General features: G+C 55.8%; 12 protein-coding genes. 6 read left to right on the top strand and 6 right to left on the bottom strand.

The window, feature by feature from the left end; genetic code table 11:
• Positions 1-111: 111 nt before the first annotated feature.
• The 3 genes from EDB95_RS03815 to EDB95_RS03805 form a co-directional block, all read right to left on the bottom strand.
• Positions 112-867, bottom strand: coding sequence for a murein L,D-transpeptidase catalytic domain family protein (locus EDB95_RS03815; RefSeq protein ID WP_133990748.1), 756 nt, complete (start codon positions 865-867; stop codon positions 112-114).
• Positions 868-1,025: 158 nt separating this feature from the next.
• Positions 1,026-1,763 (bottom strand): murein L,D-transpeptidase catalytic domain family protein, encoded by a 738-nt coding sequence (locus EDB95_RS03810; RefSeq protein ID WP_133990746.1) that lies wholly within the window; start codon positions 1,761-1,763, stop codon positions 1,026-1,028.
• A gap of 309 nt (positions 1,764-2,072) precedes the next feature.
• Positions 2,073-4,838, bottom strand: a complete 2,766-nt coding sequence (locus tag EDB95_RS03805) for a TonB-dependent receptor (RefSeq protein WP_133990744.1) — start codon at positions 4,836-4,838, stop codon at positions 2,073-2,075.
• A 144-nt stretch (positions 4,839-4,982) separates the two neighbouring features.
• On the opposite strand from EDB95_RS03805, the gene EDB95_RS03800 reads away from it, so the two are divergent.
• Complete coding sequence (locus tag EDB95_RS03800) at positions 4,983-6,020, top strand: serine hydrolase domain-containing protein (protein WP_133990742.1); 1,038 nt, start codon at positions 4,983-4,985, stop codon at positions 6,018-6,020.
• Here the strand turns inward: EDB95_RS03800 and EDB95_RS03795 are convergent.
• The 3 genes from EDB95_RS03795 to EDB95_RS03785 all read right to left on the bottom strand — a co-directional run bounded on the left by EDB95_RS03795 (position 5,998) and on the right by EDB95_RS03785 (position 9,515).
• Entirely contained in the window at positions 5,998-6,771 is a 774-nt protein-coding gene (locus EDB95_RS03795; protein ID WP_133990740.1) for a PI-PLC domain-containing protein, read from the bottom strand. The genes EDB95_RS03800 and EDB95_RS03795 overlap by 23 nt on opposite strands.
• A 21-nt stretch (positions 6,772-6,792) precedes the next feature.
• Positions 6,793-8,199: a hypothetical protein gene (locus EDB95_RS03790; protein ID WP_317129032.1), complete on the bottom strand. Its 1,407-nt coding sequence runs from the start codon at positions 8,197-8,199 to the stop codon at positions 6,793-6,795.
• Positions 8,200-8,660: 461 nt separating this feature from the next.
• Complete coding sequence (locus EDB95_RS03785; protein WP_133990736.1) at positions 8,661-9,515, bottom strand: AraC family transcriptional regulator; 855 nt, start codon at positions 9,513-9,515, stop codon at positions 8,661-8,663.
• Between the two features lie 136 nt (positions 9,516-9,651).
• On the opposite strand from EDB95_RS03785, the gene EDB95_RS03780 reads away from it, so the two are divergent.
• The 5 genes from EDB95_RS03780 to EDB95_RS03760 are packed head-to-tail and all read left to right on the top strand — an operon-like array spanning position 9,652 to position 19,226.
• On the top strand, positions 9,652-10,935 hold the full coding sequence (locus EDB95_RS03780; protein WP_133990733.1) for an MFS transporter: 1,284 nt from the start codon (positions 9,652-9,654) through the stop codon (positions 10,933-10,935).
• Positions 10,936-10,948: 13 nt separating this feature from the next.
• Positions 10,949-12,397, top strand: a complete 1,449-nt coding sequence (locus EDB95_RS03775) for a trehalase family glycosidase (protein ID WP_133990731.1) — start codon at positions 10,949-10,951, stop codon at positions 12,395-12,397.
• 10 nt (positions 12,398-12,407) lie between these two features.
• Complete coding sequence (locus tag EDB95_RS03770) at positions 12,408-15,485, top strand: SusC/RagA family TonB-linked outer membrane protein (protein ID WP_162852473.1); 3,078 nt, start codon at positions 12,408-12,410, stop codon at positions 15,483-15,485.
• A 7-nt stretch (positions 15,486-15,492) separates the two neighbouring features.
• Positions 15,493-17,121 carry a RagB/SusD family nutrient uptake outer membrane protein gene (locus tag EDB95_RS03765; protein ID WP_162852472.1) on the top strand — a complete coding sequence of 543 codons (1,629 nt, stop codon included), beginning with the start codon at positions 15,493-15,495 and terminating at the stop codon, positions 17,119-17,121.
• Positions 17,121-19,226 (top strand): glycoside hydrolase family 65 protein, encoded by a 2,106-nt coding sequence (locus EDB95_RS03760; protein ID WP_133990724.1) that lies wholly within the window; start codon positions 17,121-17,123, stop codon positions 19,224-19,226. The genes EDB95_RS03765 and EDB95_RS03760 overlap by 1 nt, the downstream gene beginning before the upstream one ends.
• The last annotated feature ends 54 nt before the right edge of the window (positions 19,227-19,280 follow it).

The following is a 19,280-nucleotide window of genomic DNA, read 5'->3' as shown; positions in this document are numbered from 1 at the left end:
ACGGAAAAGTGACTAAAATGTACATCCCACTTCGCGGGCAACGCGGTTGCGCCTGGGGGGCAGGACGCGGGGAGCCGGGAAGCGACGGGCCGAGAGCCGGGTGCCGGGGGTTTAGCCCTTTAGGACCCGGGAATGATGTAGGTAGTTGGGATCCGGGTAGTACATAAACACGCAACTCCCGTCTTTGATCGAATCGATGATCTGTTCGTGCTCTTCCATCGGGACCGCGGGGCACCCGAGGCTGCGGCCCATCATCCCGTGGGAGCTGAGGAATTGTTCGTTGACGTACCAGGAACCATGGACCACGACGTTGCGGGCCAGGGCCTTGTCGTTGAAGCCTTTGTCAAGACCTTCCAGACGCAGGGAGTAGCCTTCGCCCCCGTTGTAGGTATTACGGGTGACATAGAAGCCGAGGCTGCTTTTGTTTGAGTGGTTCCGGTCGGAAAAGGAGGTGGCAAACTCGGCGCCGGAGCGGCGGCCGTGGGCCACGTAGGTATTGAACAGGACCTTCATCGCGTTCAGGTCCAACACATAAAAACGTTTGTTTTTGGAAGACTGGCTAAAGTCGATGATCGTCAACAGACCGTCGCGATCGAGGAGCCCCTTGGAGAGGAGGTGCTGGTACCCTCTAACGGCCGTTGTAAAGGCTTCGAGAGAAAGACCGAGTGAATCCAGGTGGAGTTCGTCGTACTCCTCCATCCAGGCGGAAATCCCGCTCATAGGTGCCACGGATATCAGGGGAAGAATACAGCCAAAGGAAGGGCCGGGGCGCTGGGAGGCGGGTAACCGGAAAGACAAATGGGCGAGACAGCAAAGAAGGCAGATAAGGCCGATAACATGTACGCTAAAACGGTTTTTCTTCATCATCTTCTCTTAAAGGGTTTTAAATTAGGATACTGTTTGGATTTTATCCCGTTTTTTTTAAACGGGGGTGTACTGTTAAAATTGCCGGATGACAAATATAAACTTCGTTGTAATATAAACAAAAAATCCACCGTGCGAATCCGGGCGCAAAGATAGTACAATTACGGGAGGGGATTGCCATGCCCATGGACCGGCTCCATCCCATTGATTGTCACCAATTTAGACTTACCCAAATACTGGGCGCTGGGATAGTAGGCGAACACCGCGCTGCCCCCCAGGATGGAGCGTACAATGGGCCCGGTCTGGCTTTTGGGCACCGCCGGACAGCCCTCGCTCCGGCCCATAAATCCCTTCTGCCGGCCGTATCCAACACTGACATAATCCGCCCCGTGTAAGACGATCCCCCGGCGGGTCGCGTTGTCGTTTATACCTTTTTCCATGCCCTTGAGGCGAAGGGCCAGACCGTTCTTGCCCTCGTAGGCATTCATGGTCACATAAAATCCAAGACTGGTCTCCAGAGACTCCAGGGCGTTGGAGAACTTGTGGGCGTATTCCTTCCCGGAGTTCATGCCATGGGCCACGTAGGTGTTATACAGGACCTTACCGCTTTTTACGTCCACCACAAACAAGCGCTTCTGAAGAGAGGACAATGTGTAGTCTATGATCGTAAGTACACGGGTATTCCGAAGCTGGCCAACCTTTCGCAGGTGCTGGTATCCTTTCATGGCCATCTGGTAAGCGTCCGGATTCACACCGGCCGGAGATGGTATAAGTGCGGCTGTAGGAGCGGGAGGAGGCGCTGCGGCTTTCCCGACGATCACGGGGGTGGAGATCGTCTTTTTCCCTGTGTAAAGGGACAGCAATACGATAGCTGGTACGGTCATGCTATACAGCTTCATAGGACGGAATTTTACTAGGGACGTTAAAAATATGCAAAATTTTCCAAAATCGCAAAAACCCTATGCACAAACAATTCTCTATCATATCTTTAATTTCTCTCACATATCCGACCCTAAAAACCAATATGCCATGATGAACCAACGCACCCGTAGTTTCACGATCTATTTGTAAAAGTAAACGCGAAGTATCCTGAAAATTATCCTTCCAACATAGGCATGGGTATTTGCCTGCGCGAAACTCGGCAGCAAGGAAAAAGCATGTGTCGATTTAAAAAAAGCGGATGCGCGCCTGCAATTAAGCGCCCACATTTACATCACGTCTGGCCGCCCCGGGTCGCCCATATTGATCTCCTTGGGGGGAGGGGGCGGAGCCAGGAATTTGTTGATGCGGACGTTCAGGCTGACCAGGACGAAGCGGGTCAGGACGTTGGAGCGGGTATCCTGGATGTAGTTGCTGCCGGTGGTGCGCCAGACGCTGACATTTTGGTTGAGGAGGTCATAGCCTTTGACTTTTAGCCAGATGTCTTTTTTGTTGTCGAAGTACTGGACAAAATCGGCGTTGAGCATATTGACCGAGGTGTTGAAGCCTGCGGACTGACCGGTGGACTGGCGATAGTCGTAGTCGATGTTGACCTCGGTACGGGGGGCGACCTGGAAGGTGATGTTGGGGCTGATGTCCAGGAAGTACGCGACATTGTTGAGGTTGGGTTCTAGGGAATAGTCGCTTTCCTGGCGGGCGAGGCTCATGTCGGTGTGGAGGTCCAGCCATTGGTGGCTGTCGTATGTGAGCCCCATGTATACCCGTGTGTAGTTGCTGGTGTTGACGTTGTCGGTTCCGTTGAGCAGGTTACTGTTTTTCCCACCCTGTGTCCAGAGATTGACGTTCCAGCGGAGCTTGTCTTTTTCTCCGAAGGGAAACGGGCGGAAGTAAGAGAACCAGCCGTTGTAGTTATACGCGCCGTTGAGGTTGACGGGTTGGGTGACCTGGGCGCCGGTGGTATTGTCGACGGTGGTGCTGTTGGAGATATAGTCTACGACGTCGTTAAAGGTAGCGTTGGAATTGAAACCTTCGTCCTTTTTGGGATTATAGAAACTATAGGAATAGTGTACGCTATGGGTTTGGGCATAGTGGAGGTTGGGGTTCCCCAGGACAAGGTAGAGGGGGTTGCTGTTGTTGACCAGGGGGGTCAGCTGGGTAGCCGTGGGGGCCTGGACGCTGAAATTGTAATAGGCGTAGAAGTGGCGGTTTTTGCCGTTGGAATAGAAACTCAGGTTGGGGGCAAAGCCTTTATAGCTTTGCTGGTTGGACGTATCCTTGCCAAAGGACTGGCTGTTGATCACCGCATCCAGCCAGCGGACACCGGCCCCGAAACCATACGTTGCGGTTCCATAGCGGTAATTCAGGGAGACGTTGTTTTGGTAGTTCGTCGCCGCAAAGTGATCGGTCAGGGTGTCGTTGGGCAGGTCGTATTTTTGGGTGACGGTATTATAGTCATACGCCGTCTGCGGGATATCGTTTCGCCCATAATCATAGTTGTAGCTCAGGTTGAGGGAGCTTCTTTGACTGATCGGTTCGGTATAGCTGGCAGCGGCGCCCAGTGCGGTATTGCGGCTGGGGTTGTGCTGGTATTGGTTGACGAACTGCTGGTAGGGCGTCGTATCGGGTGGGGTGTAATTGTCGTAGGTAATGTTGTTCGTCCCGGTGGTCGTGTTGTTGATGTTGTTGCTGAAGTTTAGGAAAAGGCTCCGGTGGGTGCCCTTGAAACGGTGGCTATAGCTGATGTTGCCGTTGACAAAAGGATTGTCGGTGGTGTTCGAATTAAAACGCGTCCCGTTGTTGACCATGGTGGAATCGGCTAAGAGCGTCGTATAGGATGCGTTGGTCTGGCTGGTGCTGTGGGCGTATCCTACGGTTTCGTTAAACCGCATGAAGTTCAGGGTATCGGGTCTGAACTCGAAATAAAGACCGCCATTCCCGTTGCGGTAGGTGGAATGGGTGCTGTTGATTTCGTGGTAGTAGGTAGACGAATCCGTAAATATGTTTTGCCGGTCGATGCGTTGTTCGCGGTCCGTCTTGTATTGATCGTAGCCCGCGTAAAGGCTGTAGTCGAAGCCCTTTCCGATCTTGTTGGCGAAGTTGAGTTTGAGTTGTTTGTAGTCCGTGACGCCGTTCCAGTTATTGTAGGTGGCGTCGGTCGTGCCGCTGGTGCTGTTGGAGTTGTCGCTCCGGCCGTCGTTGTTACCACCGGCAACGATCGTCAGTTTGCGGTTGTTGTTGAACAGGTTGGTGTTGGTTTTTGCTTCATACCTGCCTTCAGTTCCTACGCCCACATAATCATTTCCAAAAATACCCCGCTTGCGGTTTTTCTTCAGGGTAATGTTGATGATCTTGGTGTGCTGTCCGTCTTCTACCCCCGTGGCGAGGGCCTGGTCGCTCTTTTTATCGATGATCTGGACCTTGTCGATCACGTCTGCGGGAAAGTTCTCCATGACGGTTTTCAGGTCGGACCCCATAAACGGTTTCCCGTCCACGTAGATCTGGGTGACCTGTTCCCCCTGGGCCTTGACGGTCCCGCTTTGATCGACCTCCAGACCCGGCACCTTCTTAAACAAATCCTCCGTAGTTCCGTTGGCGCGGACGTGGTAGGCGCCTGCGTTAAATTCGGTGGTATCGTTTTTGACCGCCGCCTGACGACGGGGCACGGTGATCACGATGCCCCCCATCGACTGGAAGGCCGACCCCAGGAAAACGGAGTCCAGCAGGACAACGGGCTTTACGGCGGTCAGGCGGACCGGCTTGTTGGCATCCTGGTAGTTCAGGGCGGTAGCGTGCACGCGATAGGCGCCCAACGGTACGTTGCTAAACACGAACTTTCCGGTGCTGTCGGTCACGACGGTTTGCTTCGTCACCGTTGTATCCCTTGAAAGTTGTAGACTAATCGTGGCACCGCCCAGCCCCTCGCGGGTCGTGGAAAATACCTTGCCGACAATTTTGCCCTGCTGGGCACGGACAGCGGTCCCCAGGAACACACAAAAGAGGATTGTACACAATGCCTTACACGTAGATATCTTCATTATATCCAGGTCTTTTAAATATTGCAGCCGTTTGGAGGTGGAATGGTGCAATATAAAAAGCCGCCCGTTTGTAATGTGTCGTTTTTATACAGCCGGTCGTCGTAAACCTGGAGCGGAAAACGGAATTCCTTTTATCTTTAATTCATGTTGACTACCACCCGTTCCTTTATCCTAGGCTTATGCCTGTTAGCCCCCAGCCTCATTTTTGCCCAAAAACTGGTGATCGCTCCGTCCACCTATAACTTCAAACCCCTGGACCAGGTCCTGGAGGCCAACCAGAAAAACCTCGACAAGAACTTCACCGTCCTGGTAGACAAGAACAACCAGCTTGTATACGGCCGCGAAATGGGAGAAGCCAAAGCAAACCTGCCGGTGCCCGTCGGCAGCATCAGCAAGTGGCTCACCGCCGCCCTGACCCTCGCACTGGTCGACCAGGGCAAGCTCTCCTTAGACGACAAAGTGAGCACCTACCTGCCCATTTTCAAGACGTATGGCAAGGCCTACATCACCGTCCGTCAATGTCTTACGCACTTTACCGGCCTGGCGGGCGCGGGCATCGGCAGCTTTCACCTCGGGAAGTATTCCACCCTCGAAGCCGAAGTAAACGACCTCTGTGCCAAAAGGGAGATCGGAACAAACCCCGGGACCGAGTTCCGTTATACGGACGCCGGTTATGCCATCGCGGGCCGGGTCCTGGAGGTCATCACCAAAAAATCCTTCGCCCAACTGGTCAAAGAGACCCTTTTCCGTCCACTTAATATGCAACGCAGCAGCTTTCCCTTTGGCGTCAGTGCCGTTGACCCCGCCGATGGCGCGCTGTGTTCGCCTTTGGAGCTTTTGAACTTTGCCACCATGATCCTCAATAAAGGGGTCTTTAACGGAAAGCGCGTCCTCTCCGAAGCTTCGGTGGCCGAGCTGCTCAAAGCGGAGACCACCGCCGCCCAGATCAAGTCTTCCCCCATCGGCGTCGATGGCTACACCTACGCGATGGGCGCCTGGATCCAAAGCACAGACGCCTCCGGCCAGCCCTTGATCTGCGCCCCGAGCCTGAAGGGCAGTTGGGCCTTTGTCGACTTTGGGCGTGGGTATGCGGCCGTGGTGCTTGTCAACAAAGAGTTCAGCGAGCCGAAAAAACAGGTGTACGTCGCGATAGAAGGGGCTATCGAGCAGGCCCTGCAGTAGCGGCCAAGTACGCCGATAGGGCCTTTATGTGATCCGTATTGATCCAGTCGGCGCCCAACTCCATCAACTGCTTCCAGGCCGCCGGGCTATCCGGCGCATCCCAGAAACGGACGGGCTTTCCAAGGGCGTGCGCCCTGTCGACGGCGGCCTTCAGGCGCGCGCGATCCGCCGCGGGCAGCGCGATGCGGCCCAGCCACAGCGAATAATTGCGGAAGTCGTCGCTAAAGAGGGCGACCCGCGCAAGGGCGTCGGGCGTATAGGTCTTATCGAATTCCCCGTCAAACCAGATAAAAGAAGGATAGGTCGCAAAGGTCGAGGGATCGGGGCGGTTCCCCGTGATCGTCCAGCGCAAATGGGGGTTGGCGGTCAGGCGTGGGTAATGCGCGAGGATTTTCAGTAGCGCAGCGATGATGGGGACCCCGTCGGTTTTGGGCTCGATGAGCATCTGCAACATCCGGCTGGTATCGGCATAGGGGTAGCCGCCGTGGGCCGCGACACAGGAGTCGAGGGGTTTGATGTACCATTCTTCGAGGGTCCGGTGACGGGCGAGTTCAGGGGTATCGTGGGCGGTGAAAAGCGTGTCGTGGATGAGGTAGACGTCGGCTTCGATGGAACCGAAGGCTTCGCCGTAGGCCCAACGGAAAGGCACGGCTTGTTCGTAGTCGTTGTGGGAATGGGCGTTGGCCACCGTGTAACGCTGGGCCGAGCCCAGAAACGGCGTCAGCAAGAACAGGAAGAGGAATTTTTGCATACCGCAAGATACCCCCGCGCCTCAGGCGCGGTGCTTGCTCTGCATAAACTTTTCTTTAATAATCGTGCTAAGCGGCTTGCGGTAGACCTTGCTTTCCACCCAGGAAATGATATCGAGGTAGGCAAAAGCACGGGTTTCGAAGCGGTTGCCCTCCAGGTGTTTGATCTTGTCGAGGAATTTTTCCAGCTCTGGCCGGAGTTCCCTGGGGGAGACGACAAAGGAGCTGCGCAAAAAGCGGAACATTTCTTCCTCGACGACCGTGAGGTTTTTCATCCGGGCCATAAAGCGGTAAACGGACTTTGTAAGGGACTCCATCAGCTCATAGTTGCCCAATTCGTAGTGGGCCATGAGGTGGAGCAGGCGGGCATAGCATTGGAGGTCTATGCGCAGGTCGGCTTGTCCGGTCATGACCTTTTGGAGGTAGTCGATACAGGTGCTGTAGTCTTCCGCGCCGAAATGGAGGGTGGCGATCTTATAATTGAAAACCATCAGGCGGTGCAAATCCATATAGGGGGCGGAGTCATGCATGGGTTGCTCGATCTGGCGGATGAGCGCCAGGCCTTCATTGAACGAACCCTCCATCAGGTGTTGGTTGATCTTTGCCGCGTTGATATAAATAAACGTATGGATCCGGAAGTTGTCGTGGAGGTTGGCGACGGGGGTCACCGCATAGGCTTCGAAACGTTCGAGCGTCCGGTCGAATTCCCTGTAGTTCCTCAGGTCGAAGTGGGCGTTGAGGAGGTTGTGCATCCCCTTGATATAGTGCCCGGGTTCCACGCCGATCATGACCTCCTTGTTGTGGAAAAGGTCGACCCATTTTTGGGAATACCGGTAGTACTGCAGGAAATCCTGGCGGATAAAGGCAAACCAAGAGTAGCTCTGGTAAAGGTAAAGTAGCTCGTAAAAGTCGGTAATGGCGTGCGCGTCTGCTGGTAGGTGCTTGTAAAAGAAGTCCCTGATACTCTTTTCGTCGGCGACGTTGCGGGCGTGGCCGTTTTTGATATACCAGCGGTAGAGCTGGAGCGCCAGGCTGGACAGCCGGGACACCCGGTCGATGTGGCCGGTGATCTCCCGGGATTCTTCGGCCAGGGCTTCGACCTTTTCCTGGGAGCTGCGGGTGATGTGGAGGGTTTCAATTTTCTTTTCCAGGGAAATGACCTGGGCCAGGAAATTGAACTTGTGGTTGTTTTTGGCCATTTCCTTTGCCTTCTCCAGGATCTTCAGGCTTTGGTGCTTGAGTCCCTTATTGTAGAGCAAACGGGCATAGTCCAACTGTTCACTTAGTTGAAGATCAATGTTTTCCGCTGTCTTTAACAGACGCAGGGAGGCCAGGAGCTGTTTGTAGAGGTGTGTCTTGAGGTTGGCGAGCTGCGGTTTTGTGATGGGGGCCAGTTTTTTGAGCAATAAGCGCTCGTCGTATTCCGGCATTTTGTCCAAAGCATCCAATAACTGGCTGATCCTGAGCTCCTCTTTTCCTGAACTTCTATTGATATATAATTTAAAGTGCCTTTTTTCTGACTTTTCTAACGATTGTACGAGTTGGAATAAGGCATCGGTTAAGCTGTTGGGCGTCATAATGAAAATCTCCTAAAACGCAGTCCTGGCCAGGGTTTTCAGTTTTTATTAACCCTTTTGGCATGAGTAAATCCCAAGCAAGTTGTTTTGTGGAGGCAAAATTAGCGCATTACTTTTACATCGTCATCGGAACAGAACATATGGCAAGACAATCGTAGAGGATGGAAGGCAAAAGTTAGAGGTTCCGATAAAAGGCTGATTTTTTGAACTTTTTCATATGGCAAGCAATCGTTAGAGGCCGTCTGTTTCTACAGGTGGCTTTTTTCTTTTGGGTAGGCGCTAAGATAAGGGGATTTTTTTTACAATGCGCACAATTATCCATCTTTTATTCCTTTCCTGAAGGCGGTGGGGGTTACCCCCAGTAATTGCTTGAAGACCTTGTTGAAATAGGTCACGTTCTTAAACCCGCATTCAAAACAAATTTCCGCCACGGTTTTGTCCTCCTGGAGCTGCAGACAGGCCATTTGCACCCGGTACTGGTTTACAAAGTCGGTAAAAGTTATGTTGGTCGTCTTTTTAAAATAGTTGCAAAAAGACGGTAGCGAGATCGCAGCCAGCTCGGCCGCCTTCCGGATGTCAATCTTTTCATGATAGTGCCGCTCCACGTAGGTGAGGACCTTCTGGAGACGGCTTTTGTGTTTGTCAATCCCCGCGGACTGGAGCGCTTGGCGGTTCAGGAGGGTAATGTCCTGGGACTGGGACAGATATTGAAGGACTTCCAGCAGCCGGACATACCGTTCGAAGGGGGGCAGCCCGGGCATGGTCTCCAGGCGGCGGGTGGCTTCGGCTTTTGTCCGCCCGCTAAACAGGATCCCAAACCTGGACCTTTCGATCAGCCGGAGGATGGCCTTCATTTCCGGAAAATGATCGGTATAGGGCAGGATCACTTCCCTGCGGAACTGCACCACGATCTCCTCGTGCGGGTCGCTGCCCCGCCACCCCAAACCGGAATGAGGCAGGTCGCTACCGATGAGCACGAGGTCTCCCCCCGTATAGTTGCTGAGGTGGTTGCCGATGTGGCGGGTACCTGTGCCATTCAGCACACAGGTCAACTCTATCTCCGGATGATAGTGATACTGCCAGAAAAGGCTGCTGATGGGGACTTTTTGGTGCAGGGTCCTGAAGCAGCTGCCTTCGTCCGGCCGGACGATTTCGTACTCAATCTTCACTCCTTTTGGGGCCTCCAAGACTAATATACCCAAAAAAAGCTTAATAGAGTATAATAAAAAGTGAATACACACCAAAAACCACTTGAACTTTTTGCCCAATTTTACAGGGAAGCTATCCTAACGAATATTGCCTGCTATGCGTACTACCCGTATCAAGATTTCGATCTTCGTCAATTACTTCCTGTTCGGGATCCTCCTCAATAGTGTCGGTACCGTCATCCTTCAGGTGCAGCGTTATTTCAAAGTCCTTCCCGCCAGAGCGTCCCTTTTGGAGGCCTGCAAGGACCTCTCCATCGCCGTGGCGGCATTCCTGGTCACTTCTCTTATTACGCGCGTGGGGTATAAGCGATCCATGCTCGCGGCGCTCGCGCTGATCGCCCTGACATGCTGCACCATCCCGTTGATCCACACTTTTCCTTCGGTGGGTGTATTGTTTATCGTGACGGGGATTTGTTTTGCCCTGGTGCGTGTATCCGTGTACGGCACGATTGGGTTGATCACGTCTTCCGAGAAGGAGCACATCAGTGTGATGAATTTTATCGAATCTTTTTTCTGCGTGGGCATTTTCCTGGGCTACTTTCTTTTCAGCCACTTTATTGACGACCGGGACGCCGGGTCGGAGCGTTGGTTTCAGGTGTATTTCGTGCTCGGCGCGCTGGCGGCGGGGGCGTTTGTTTACCTGTGGCTGGCCCCACTGGACGAGTCGGAGGCGCGGGCCGGAGCCGCGGGCGGAGGGAGGGCCTGGGCGGAGCCCGGCGGCGCGGAGTGGAACGCGATGCTGAAGCTCCTGGCGCTGCCGACAGTCGTTTCTTTCGTGGTTTGCGCGTTCCTATACGTACTAATCGAGCAAAGCACGATGAGCTGGCTCCCCACCTTTAACAATAAAGTCCTGAACCTGCCCTCCACGATCAGCGTGGACATCACGAGCCTGCTGGCGGCGGCGTATGCCGCGGGGCGCCTGCTGGTAGGGCTGGTGATCCGCCGGCTCAATTGGTTCCTGGTCCTGGTCGTGTGCCTGCTGGCTACGGCGGCACTGGTGTTGGTGGCCCTGCCCCTGGTGGAAAGGGTCTCGGGCCTGGCGGTACATTCCTGGGCGCAGGTGCCCCCGGCGGCCTTCCTGTTGCCGTTGATCGGCTTTTTGCTGGCGCCTGTTTTTCCGGTGTTGAATTCCATCATCCTCTCCTCCCTGCCAAAGCACAAGCAAGGATATATGGGCGGACTCATCGGGATATTCGCGGCCCTGGGGGGCACCCTGGGGTCAAGGATCACCGGGTTGATCTTTCAGTACCACAACGGTTTGACCGCATTTTATTTTTCCTTGCTACCCATCACCCTTTTGCTCGCGGGGCTTTTTGTCTTCCGGCAGGTCAGGAGCCGGCCGGCGCGAAAGGCGGCTCCCTTTGTTCAATTCGAGTTCTAATCACCGCTAACCAATGAAAAACAAGACAGTTTTCGTGGAAGACTTTGGGGAGTTGTTTGTCGACATCCAGCTGGGCGAGGTTCTGGATGACCAAAAGACGTTTGTGGACTGCGAACCACGGCTGCCCGCCCGGCAGATCCTGGAGCGCTACAGAAAAGAAAAGCAAAAACCCGGCTTTCAGCTCCGCGCTTTCTTCGATAAGTACTTCGATCTCCCCAACGGCGAAGCGTCCCTCCATTTAGGCAAACTGTCCATCGATGCATACATCGACGTGATGTGGGGGGCGCTGACCCGTCGTTCGACCAATGCCTACAGCACCCTGATCCCGCTCCCCGAGCCTTTTGTAGTACCGGGGGGACGGTTTGGGGAGATCTTTTACTGGGACAGCTTTTTTACTATGCTGGGGTTGAAGGTGGCGGGCAAAACGGAGTTGCTGGCGGGGATGCTAAGGAATTTCGCCTACCTCATCGACGTTTATGGTTTTATCCCGAACGCGAACCGGACCTATTTCCTAAGCCGGTCGCAGCCGCCCTTTTTCTCGTTGATGCTGGAGCTCTGCCCCGGGAGCCTTGCGGTCTATGCGTCCCAGTTGGAAAAAGAATATGCCTTCTGGATGGAAGGGGAAGCGACCGGCGAGGGGACCATCCGGCATGTCGTCCGCATGCCGGGGGGCGAACACCTCAACCGTTATTGGGACGAACGCGACACGCCCCGTCCGGAAGGCTATAAGCACGACCTCGACCTTGCTGCGGGTCATGGCCATCCTGGTTTGTTCCGGCACCTGCGGGCCGGCGGGGAGTCGGGCTGGGACTTTAGCAGCCGGTGGCTGGCAGATGGCCGGTCGCCGCAAAGCATTCGTACGACCGACCTGGTGCCGGTCGACCTGAACTGTCTTTTGCTCCTGCTGGAAAGGGCTTTGGAAAAAGCTTTTAAAGGGGAACGCGCCGCGCACTACCGCCTTCGCGCGCAGCGACGGGAAGGGGCGATTCAACGCTATTTATGGAACCCGGGCACCGGTTGTTTCGGGGATTACGACCTGGTGCAGGCACAACCATGCCCCGCACCCACGGCGGCGATGGTTTTCCCTTTGTTTGCCGGCGTGGCGACCTCCGAACAGGCCATGCGAACGGCGGCCTTGCTCGACCGGCATTTCCTCCGGCCGGGTGGTTTGCTCACGACACTTGCGTATACAGAGATGCAATGGGATGCCCCCAACGGGTGGGCCCCGCTCCAGTGGGTGGCCTGTCAGGGGCTGCAACGCTATGGATTGGAAGGGATGGCCGGCCGGATCAAACGGAACTGGATGTGGGCCGTGGAAACGGTCTATGCGGGGACCGGAAAACTGATGGAGAAATACAACGTCGAGGACCCGATGAACCGCGCGGTGCACGGCGAATACCTCAACCAGGAAGGCTTTGGATGGACAAATGGTGTCTACACCGATTTTAAATATTCACATTAAACTGCTTGTCATGACCAAGATCCGTTTGCTGAAATGGCTCGTCTGGTGTCCATTTCTGCTGCTTTGCAACACCCCGGCCCTTTGGGCCCAAACCAAAAGAGTCACCGGCACCGTCCGGGACGATAAAGGGAGCCCCATAGCCGGGGCCTCCGTTACAGTAAAAAACAGCGCCACCACCGGGACCCTGACGGACACGCTGGGGCAATTTTCGCTGACGATCCCTCCCGACGCCCGCGTGCTGGTCGTCAGCTCGGTGGGGTTTTCTTCCGTGGAGGTGGCCGTGCAGCCTACGCTGGCGGTGTCGCTCAAACCCGAAAGTGCTTCGCTGAGCGACGTCGTCGTCGTGGGGTACGGCACGGCCCGGAAAAAAGACCTGACGGGGGCGGTGTCTGCTATCGCCTCCAAAGATTTCACCAGCGGCAACCTTGCCAACCCGATCCAGCAGATCCAGGGCAAGGTCCCGGGCTTGTCGATCACCGTACCGGGCGGGGACCCCAACCAGCAGGTCTCCATCCGGTTGAGGGGACAAACGTCCCTGACCGGCGGCCAGACGCCACTGGTGGTCCTGGACGGGGTCACGCTGGACGATCCCAACCAGATTGCCAACATACCCGCGGGGGACATCGCGTCCTACGACGTGCTCAAAGACGCGTCGGCCACTGCGATCTACGGGTCGCGCGGTGCCAACGGCGTGATCGTCATCAATACCAAAAGGGGACGGTCGGGTTCGCCCCAGGTGGACTACAGCGGGTACCTGAGCCTGGACCATATCGCCAAGGAATACCCGATGGCCAACGCGTCTGAATGGAAGGAGGGCGCCGCCAAGTTGGGCCTAAGCCCCTCCACCATCGCATCCTTTGACCATGGCGGCAATACCAACTGGCAAAACGCCCTGACGCGGACCGGTTTTACACACAGCCATACGGTGTCCATGTCAGGGGGCGGCGGCGGATTTACCTACCGTGCCTCCGTCAACTACCTCAACCAGCAGGGGATCGTCATCAATACGGGCCGGGAACAGGTGGGGCTTCGTTTCAACGCCCAGCAAAAAGTCTTCCATGACAAGCTGGAGCTCCAGGCGGGGATCGTCAACACCCAGACCAGCCGGAAGTACGCGGACTATAATATTTTCTACGAAGCCTACAGCTCGCCACCCACCTACCCGGTGAAAAATTCCGACGGGAGCTATTTCGGTTATTCCGACTTCGCGCTTCAAAACCCCGTGGAACAGCAGATGGAAGAAACCAATACCGGGAAAGAGTACCTGACGATTACTTATGGAAGCGCCAACTATGAGATCATCCCGGGCTTAAAGGCAGGGGTCACGGGGTCGATTACCCACTTCAACAACCAGATGAGCTTTTACCAGCCGGTTTTCCCCGTGGTCAATAACCTGAACGTCGCGGCGACGGGAGCGGAGAACCGGAATTCATCCAAGGGGGATATGCACCTCAACTATGTGAAGGATTGGGGCAAAAGCAGTTTGTCCGCTACCGGTGTTTACGAATACAATGATTTTATCTACAACAACCAGGCGGCCGTAGGCCAGGACTTCCTGCTGGACCAGAACCAGGCCTATAACCTCCAGGGAGGTGTCCAGTCCTATGACCGGATCTATTCCTACCAGGAAGAATACGAACTGATCTCCTTTCTGGGCAGGGTATCCTATAACTACGCGGGTAAATATTACCTGACGGGATCCATCCGCCGGGACGGGTCTTCGAAGTTCGGGGTCAACAACCGCTGGGGGAATTTCCCTTCCGCTTCAGCCGCGTGGCGGATCAGCCGGGAAGACTTTATGAGCCATGTACGCTGGGTCAATGAGCTAAAGATCAATGCGGGTTTCGGGGTCGTGGGGAACCAGGACGCCATCACACCCTACAATACCCAGCTGACGTATGCCCCCGTGGGGAACTATTACAATGCAGCCACCGGCAGCTATGCCCAGGCGTATGCGCCCAACCAGAACGCCAACCCGAATTTGCAGTGGGAGGAAAGACACGGGGAAAATATAGGGGTGGACTTTTCGCTTTTCCGGAACCGGCTTTCCGGTGAGGTCAATGTCTTCAATGACAAAACCGAAAAGCTCCTGTACACCTACAGCGTCCAGTATCCCAACGCGAGTCCGACCATCGTGTATCCCAGTATCCTGGCCAACGTCGGCACCCTGACCAATAAAGGGGAGGAGTTTAGCCTCACCGGGGTGGTGGTGAAAAACGGGGATTTTTCCTGGACCCTGACCGGCCAGATGAGCTTTATCAAAACACGTGTCACCAGCCTGTCGGGCTCCTATAGCAACGGTTCTCAATCATTTGAGGTCAAGACGGACAATATCCCCGGCGGGGTGGCGGAAGGGCGTGGTTTGAGCGCCAGCCCGATCACCTACCTCAAGGTGGGGTATAGCCCTTATGTGTTCTATATCCCGCACTACGAAGGGCTCAACAGCGCGGGCCAGGAGCTGTATGATTCAGCGGGCGGGCAAACGGCAAGCGTCAACAATGCCACGCTGCACTACATCGACCCTGCCCCCAAGTTCAATTACGGTCTGACGTCTGCGTTTACGTTCCGGGACTGGGACCTCAGCTTTTTCCTCCGGGGCGTATACGGTCAAAAGATCTTTAACAACACCCGCATGGTCCTGGACAATATCAACCGTTTTGCGGGCAACAACGCGACAAAGGACGCCCTCACCAACGGCATCACCAATTCTCCCCAGGTATCCGATCACTGGTTGGAGAAAGCCTCCTACCTGCGCATGGAAAACGTGACGGTGGGCTATACGTTTCACGTGAAAGGGATATCCAGCCTGAGGGCCTACCTGGCGGCCAATAACCTTTTTGTGGTGACGCACTATCGGGGTCTGGATCCCGAGGTCCGGAACACGACCGTGAACGTTCCCTTTCTGGCCAGCTATGTCGCCACCGCTACCGGGAACGCCAACCTCCTTGCGCAAGGCAGCAACAAGGGCACCATCGGCACGAACCCGCCTCCACCCACCGAAGCCTATATCGACGCGTCCTACCAGGGCGATGGATTTTATCCAAAGACCCGGTCCTTCACCTTTGGCGTTAACCTGTCCTTCAAATAATACCGTTATGAAAAAAACAATTATCGTGGTCCTGTTCCTTGCCGGGCTTTGCTCGTGCACCAAGCTGGACCAAAAACTATACAGCGTGGTGTCCCAGAATGAATTTTGGCAAACCCCCGCGCAAATCGCGGCAGGCGTGGCCCCGGCCTACGTCCAGCTCACCAATATCGCCATGGGGAACAACAATGTTTTCCCCATGATGGAAGGCTCGTCGGATGAATTCATTGTCCCCTCCCGGGGCAACGACTGGGCCGACGCCGGTCACTGGGATGCTCTTTGGAAACATACCTGGGCCCCCACCGGCAATTTCCTCGACCCGGCCTGGCAGGATATTTTTACCGGGATCAGCAAGTGCAACTTCATCCTGTCGACCGTCAACAGCCTGAACCCCGCGCCCTCCTCGCTTGCCAGCATCAATGCAGAGGTCCGGACGCTCAGGGCTTTTTACTACTACTATGCCATGGATCTTTGGGGGAATGTTCCCATCGTCTCCAGCGCGCACATCAACCCGGACAGCCTGACCAACAGTCCCCGCGCCCAGGTGTTCAGCTTTATCGAATCGGAGCTCCTGGCCAGCCTGCCCCATCTCTCCGGGACGGTCGATGCCACGACGTATGGCAAGGTCACCAAGTATTTTTCCTACGCCCTTTTGGCGCGGCTTTACCTAAACGCCCAGGTGTTTTCCGGGACAGTGCGCTGGACGGATTGCATCAAATACTGCGACTCCGTGCTGGCCGGGCCGTATACCCTCCAGCCGGACTATTTTGATAATTTCTCGCCCACCAATGACGGGTCGGTGGAAAATATTTTTGTGGTGCCCTTCGACAAGACCAATATCAGTGGCAACAGTTGGGAGCTGTTCACCCTTCACTACCAAAGCCAGGTGACGTTTGGCCTGACAACGTCCCCTTATAACGGTTTCTGCAGCACCTCGGACTTTTACGCGAATTTCGACACCACGTCCACCTATTCCGCGAACGGCGCCAACACCTATCGTACGTTTAACGATATGCGTTCCGGTCAGTACCTGGTGGGCCAGCAGTTTACCACCCAATACCCTTATCCTCCCTATCAAAACGTCCTATACGCCTCTACCAATACCAGCATCGAATCGGTGGATCAGCAAACGGGTCTGTCACTGGCCTTTAACCCCGTCATGACGACTTTTTCCAGCGGGGACGGCGCGTTCCGTCTTGCGGGCGCCCGGAACATCAAATATTTCCCGCAATCCGGCACCGGGGGCAACCAAAGCAACGACATCGTCCTTATCCGCCTGGCGGACGTGATGCTGATGTCTGCGGAGGCGCAACTGCGCGCGGGGGCGGTTACCAATGCGCTCTCCCTGGTGAACAAAGTCCGCGAAAGGGCCTATAGCGGCAGCGTAGCGCACGACTGGACGGCCGCCCAGCTCACCCTCCCGAATATTCTCGCGGAACGCGCCCGGGAGCTGGCCTGGGAAATGGTGCGCAGGGACGACCTGATCCGGTACGAAGTTGCCGGGGGGCCGGCCTATTACAGTGAAGCAAGAACGCCGGATAAAGCGGCGGATGCATCGGACGGGCATTTGTACATCTATCCGATTCCGCAGTTGGAGATTATTGCGAATGCGCAGTTGAAGCAAAATCCGGGGTATTGATGCGGGGGATCCTTTTTTTCGCGGTCGCCGTGCTGCTGGCCGCGCCCGCGGGTTTCGCGGGCCCTTCGGGTGCTGCCGGGCCGGGCGACTTCGCGGCAGCGGCCCACTTTGTCGGCCCCGCTGACTCCGCGGCAGCGGCCCACTTCGCCGGCCCCGCCGACTCCGCGGCCATCTGGACGATCAGGGCGCCCCTTCTTCGCGGGGCGCCCTACTTCGGCGAAACCGTTGCCAACGGCCAGATCGGGATTGTTTCGTCGGCACAACCCTTCCAGGTGAAGGACGTCGTCATGGGCGGCGCGTTCGATTTGTATGGACGTGGTCGCGTCAGTAACATCCTGAAGACCTTCAACCTGGTCAACCTTTCGCTGGACATCGACGGGGTGGGCATTGCCGACCTGAACCAGGTGGAGCACCCGGTCCAGGAGCTGGATATGCGGGGCGCCAGCCTGACAACCACATTTGACGTGCCTGGTAAAGCATCGGTGCGGTATACCTATTATGCTTTACGTCAACTACCGTATACCGTTATGGTGGATGTTTCCATAACAGCATGGCGGGGCATTGGCATAAATGCCGCCAGTGTCATGGAAGCACCGGATATTTTGCGGGACGTACAGAATTATTACAGCCAGGTGGGGGGCATTTCGCTGCTGACGTCGACCGCATCGAGTCCCAGCGGGCGGCTAACCGTCGCGGCATCAGATGCGTTTTTGTTCGATGGCCCGGCACCCGCTTTGGTTCACGAGACCTGGGACGTCAACCGGCACCTGATGCGTTTCACCCGTTCGTTGCGCGCAGGGGAAACCCTTCGCTTTGCCGTTGTCGGATCGACCCTTACGTCGGCCCAGGACCCCGATCCGCTGAATAACGCCGAGCGGCTGACCGTCTTTGCCGCCTTGCAAGGCCGGTCCCGTCTCCTGGAGGCACACCGGCGGGCCTGGGAAGATCTTTGGCAAAGCGACATCCTGATCGACGGGGATGACAGCACCCAGCGCGACGTCCACAGCATGCTTTATCACCTCTATTCATTTGTGCGGGAGGGGAGTGGGAACAGCCTTTCACCCATGGGGCTGAGCGGGCTCGGGTATAACGGGCACGTGTTCTGGGATACGGAATTGTGGATGTTCCCGGCTTTGGTTTTATTGCAACCCCGGATGGCGGCTTCTTTGCTGGACTACCGTTTTCTCCGGCTCTCCGCCGCGCGGGATAACGCCTATGCCCATGGCTACCGGGGCGCGATGTTTCCCTGGGAAAGTGCGGCGACCGGGGGAGAAGAAACCCCGGTCTGGGCCTTGAGCGGTCCCTTTGAACACCACATCAGCGCAGACGTAGGACTGGCGGCGTGGAACTATTACTGCGTCACGGGCGATACCTCCTGGCTTAGGGAAAAGGGGTATCCCTTGTTGTCGGCCACCGCCGATTTCTGGGTCAGCAGGGTAGGGCCCCACGGGGACATTGACAATGTCGTTGCGGCCGATGAATGGGCGGAGAACGTGGACAACGATGCTTTTACAAACGCTGCGGCCCGGGAGAACCTGCGGGATGCCGTTCTGGCTGCCTCCGTTTTACAGCTCCCTTCCGACACCTCCTGGTTGTCTGTTGCGGGGCGCATTCCCATTCTCCATTTTCCGGACGGCGTGACCCGGGAACACGCCACCTATCATGGGGAGTCCATCAAACAAGCCGACGTCAACCTGCTCGCTTTCCCGTTGCACGAGGTGATGGACTCTTTGGCGGTGCTCCGGGACCTTCACTATTACGAACCCCGGGTGGGCGAGGGTCCTGCCATGACCCAGGCTGTTTTTGCCGTGTTGTATGCCCGTCTGGGGCTTCCGACCCGCGCGTATGCCGTATTCAAGGCGGGGTATCTGCCCAATAAACGTCCTCCTTTCGGCGTCCTGGCGGAAACCGCCCATGGAGACAACCCCTATTTTGCCACCGGGGCAGGCGGCCTCTTGCAAGCCATGTTGTATGGCTTCGGCGGGCTGGAGATTACGCCCCGGGGGATCGTCCGGCTCCGTTTGGCCGGGCTGCCTTCCCGATGGAAATCGCTGACCTTAAAGGGTATAGGCCCGGCCCGGAAGACATTCACCATTATACATTGACCACCACGGCACCGAATACATAAATTTCTTATGTATTTGGAAGTTATGTATCTT

Origin of the sequence: Dinghuibacter silviterrae, from assembly GCF_004366355.1 — a bacterium.
GTDB classification, from domain to species: domain Bacteria; phylum Bacteroidota; class Bacteroidia; order Chitinophagales; family Chitinophagaceae; genus Dinghuibacter; species Dinghuibacter silviterrae.
The sequence above is the reverse complement of the archived record's forward strand: the minus strand, read 5'-3'. Positions and strand labels throughout refer to the sequence as shown.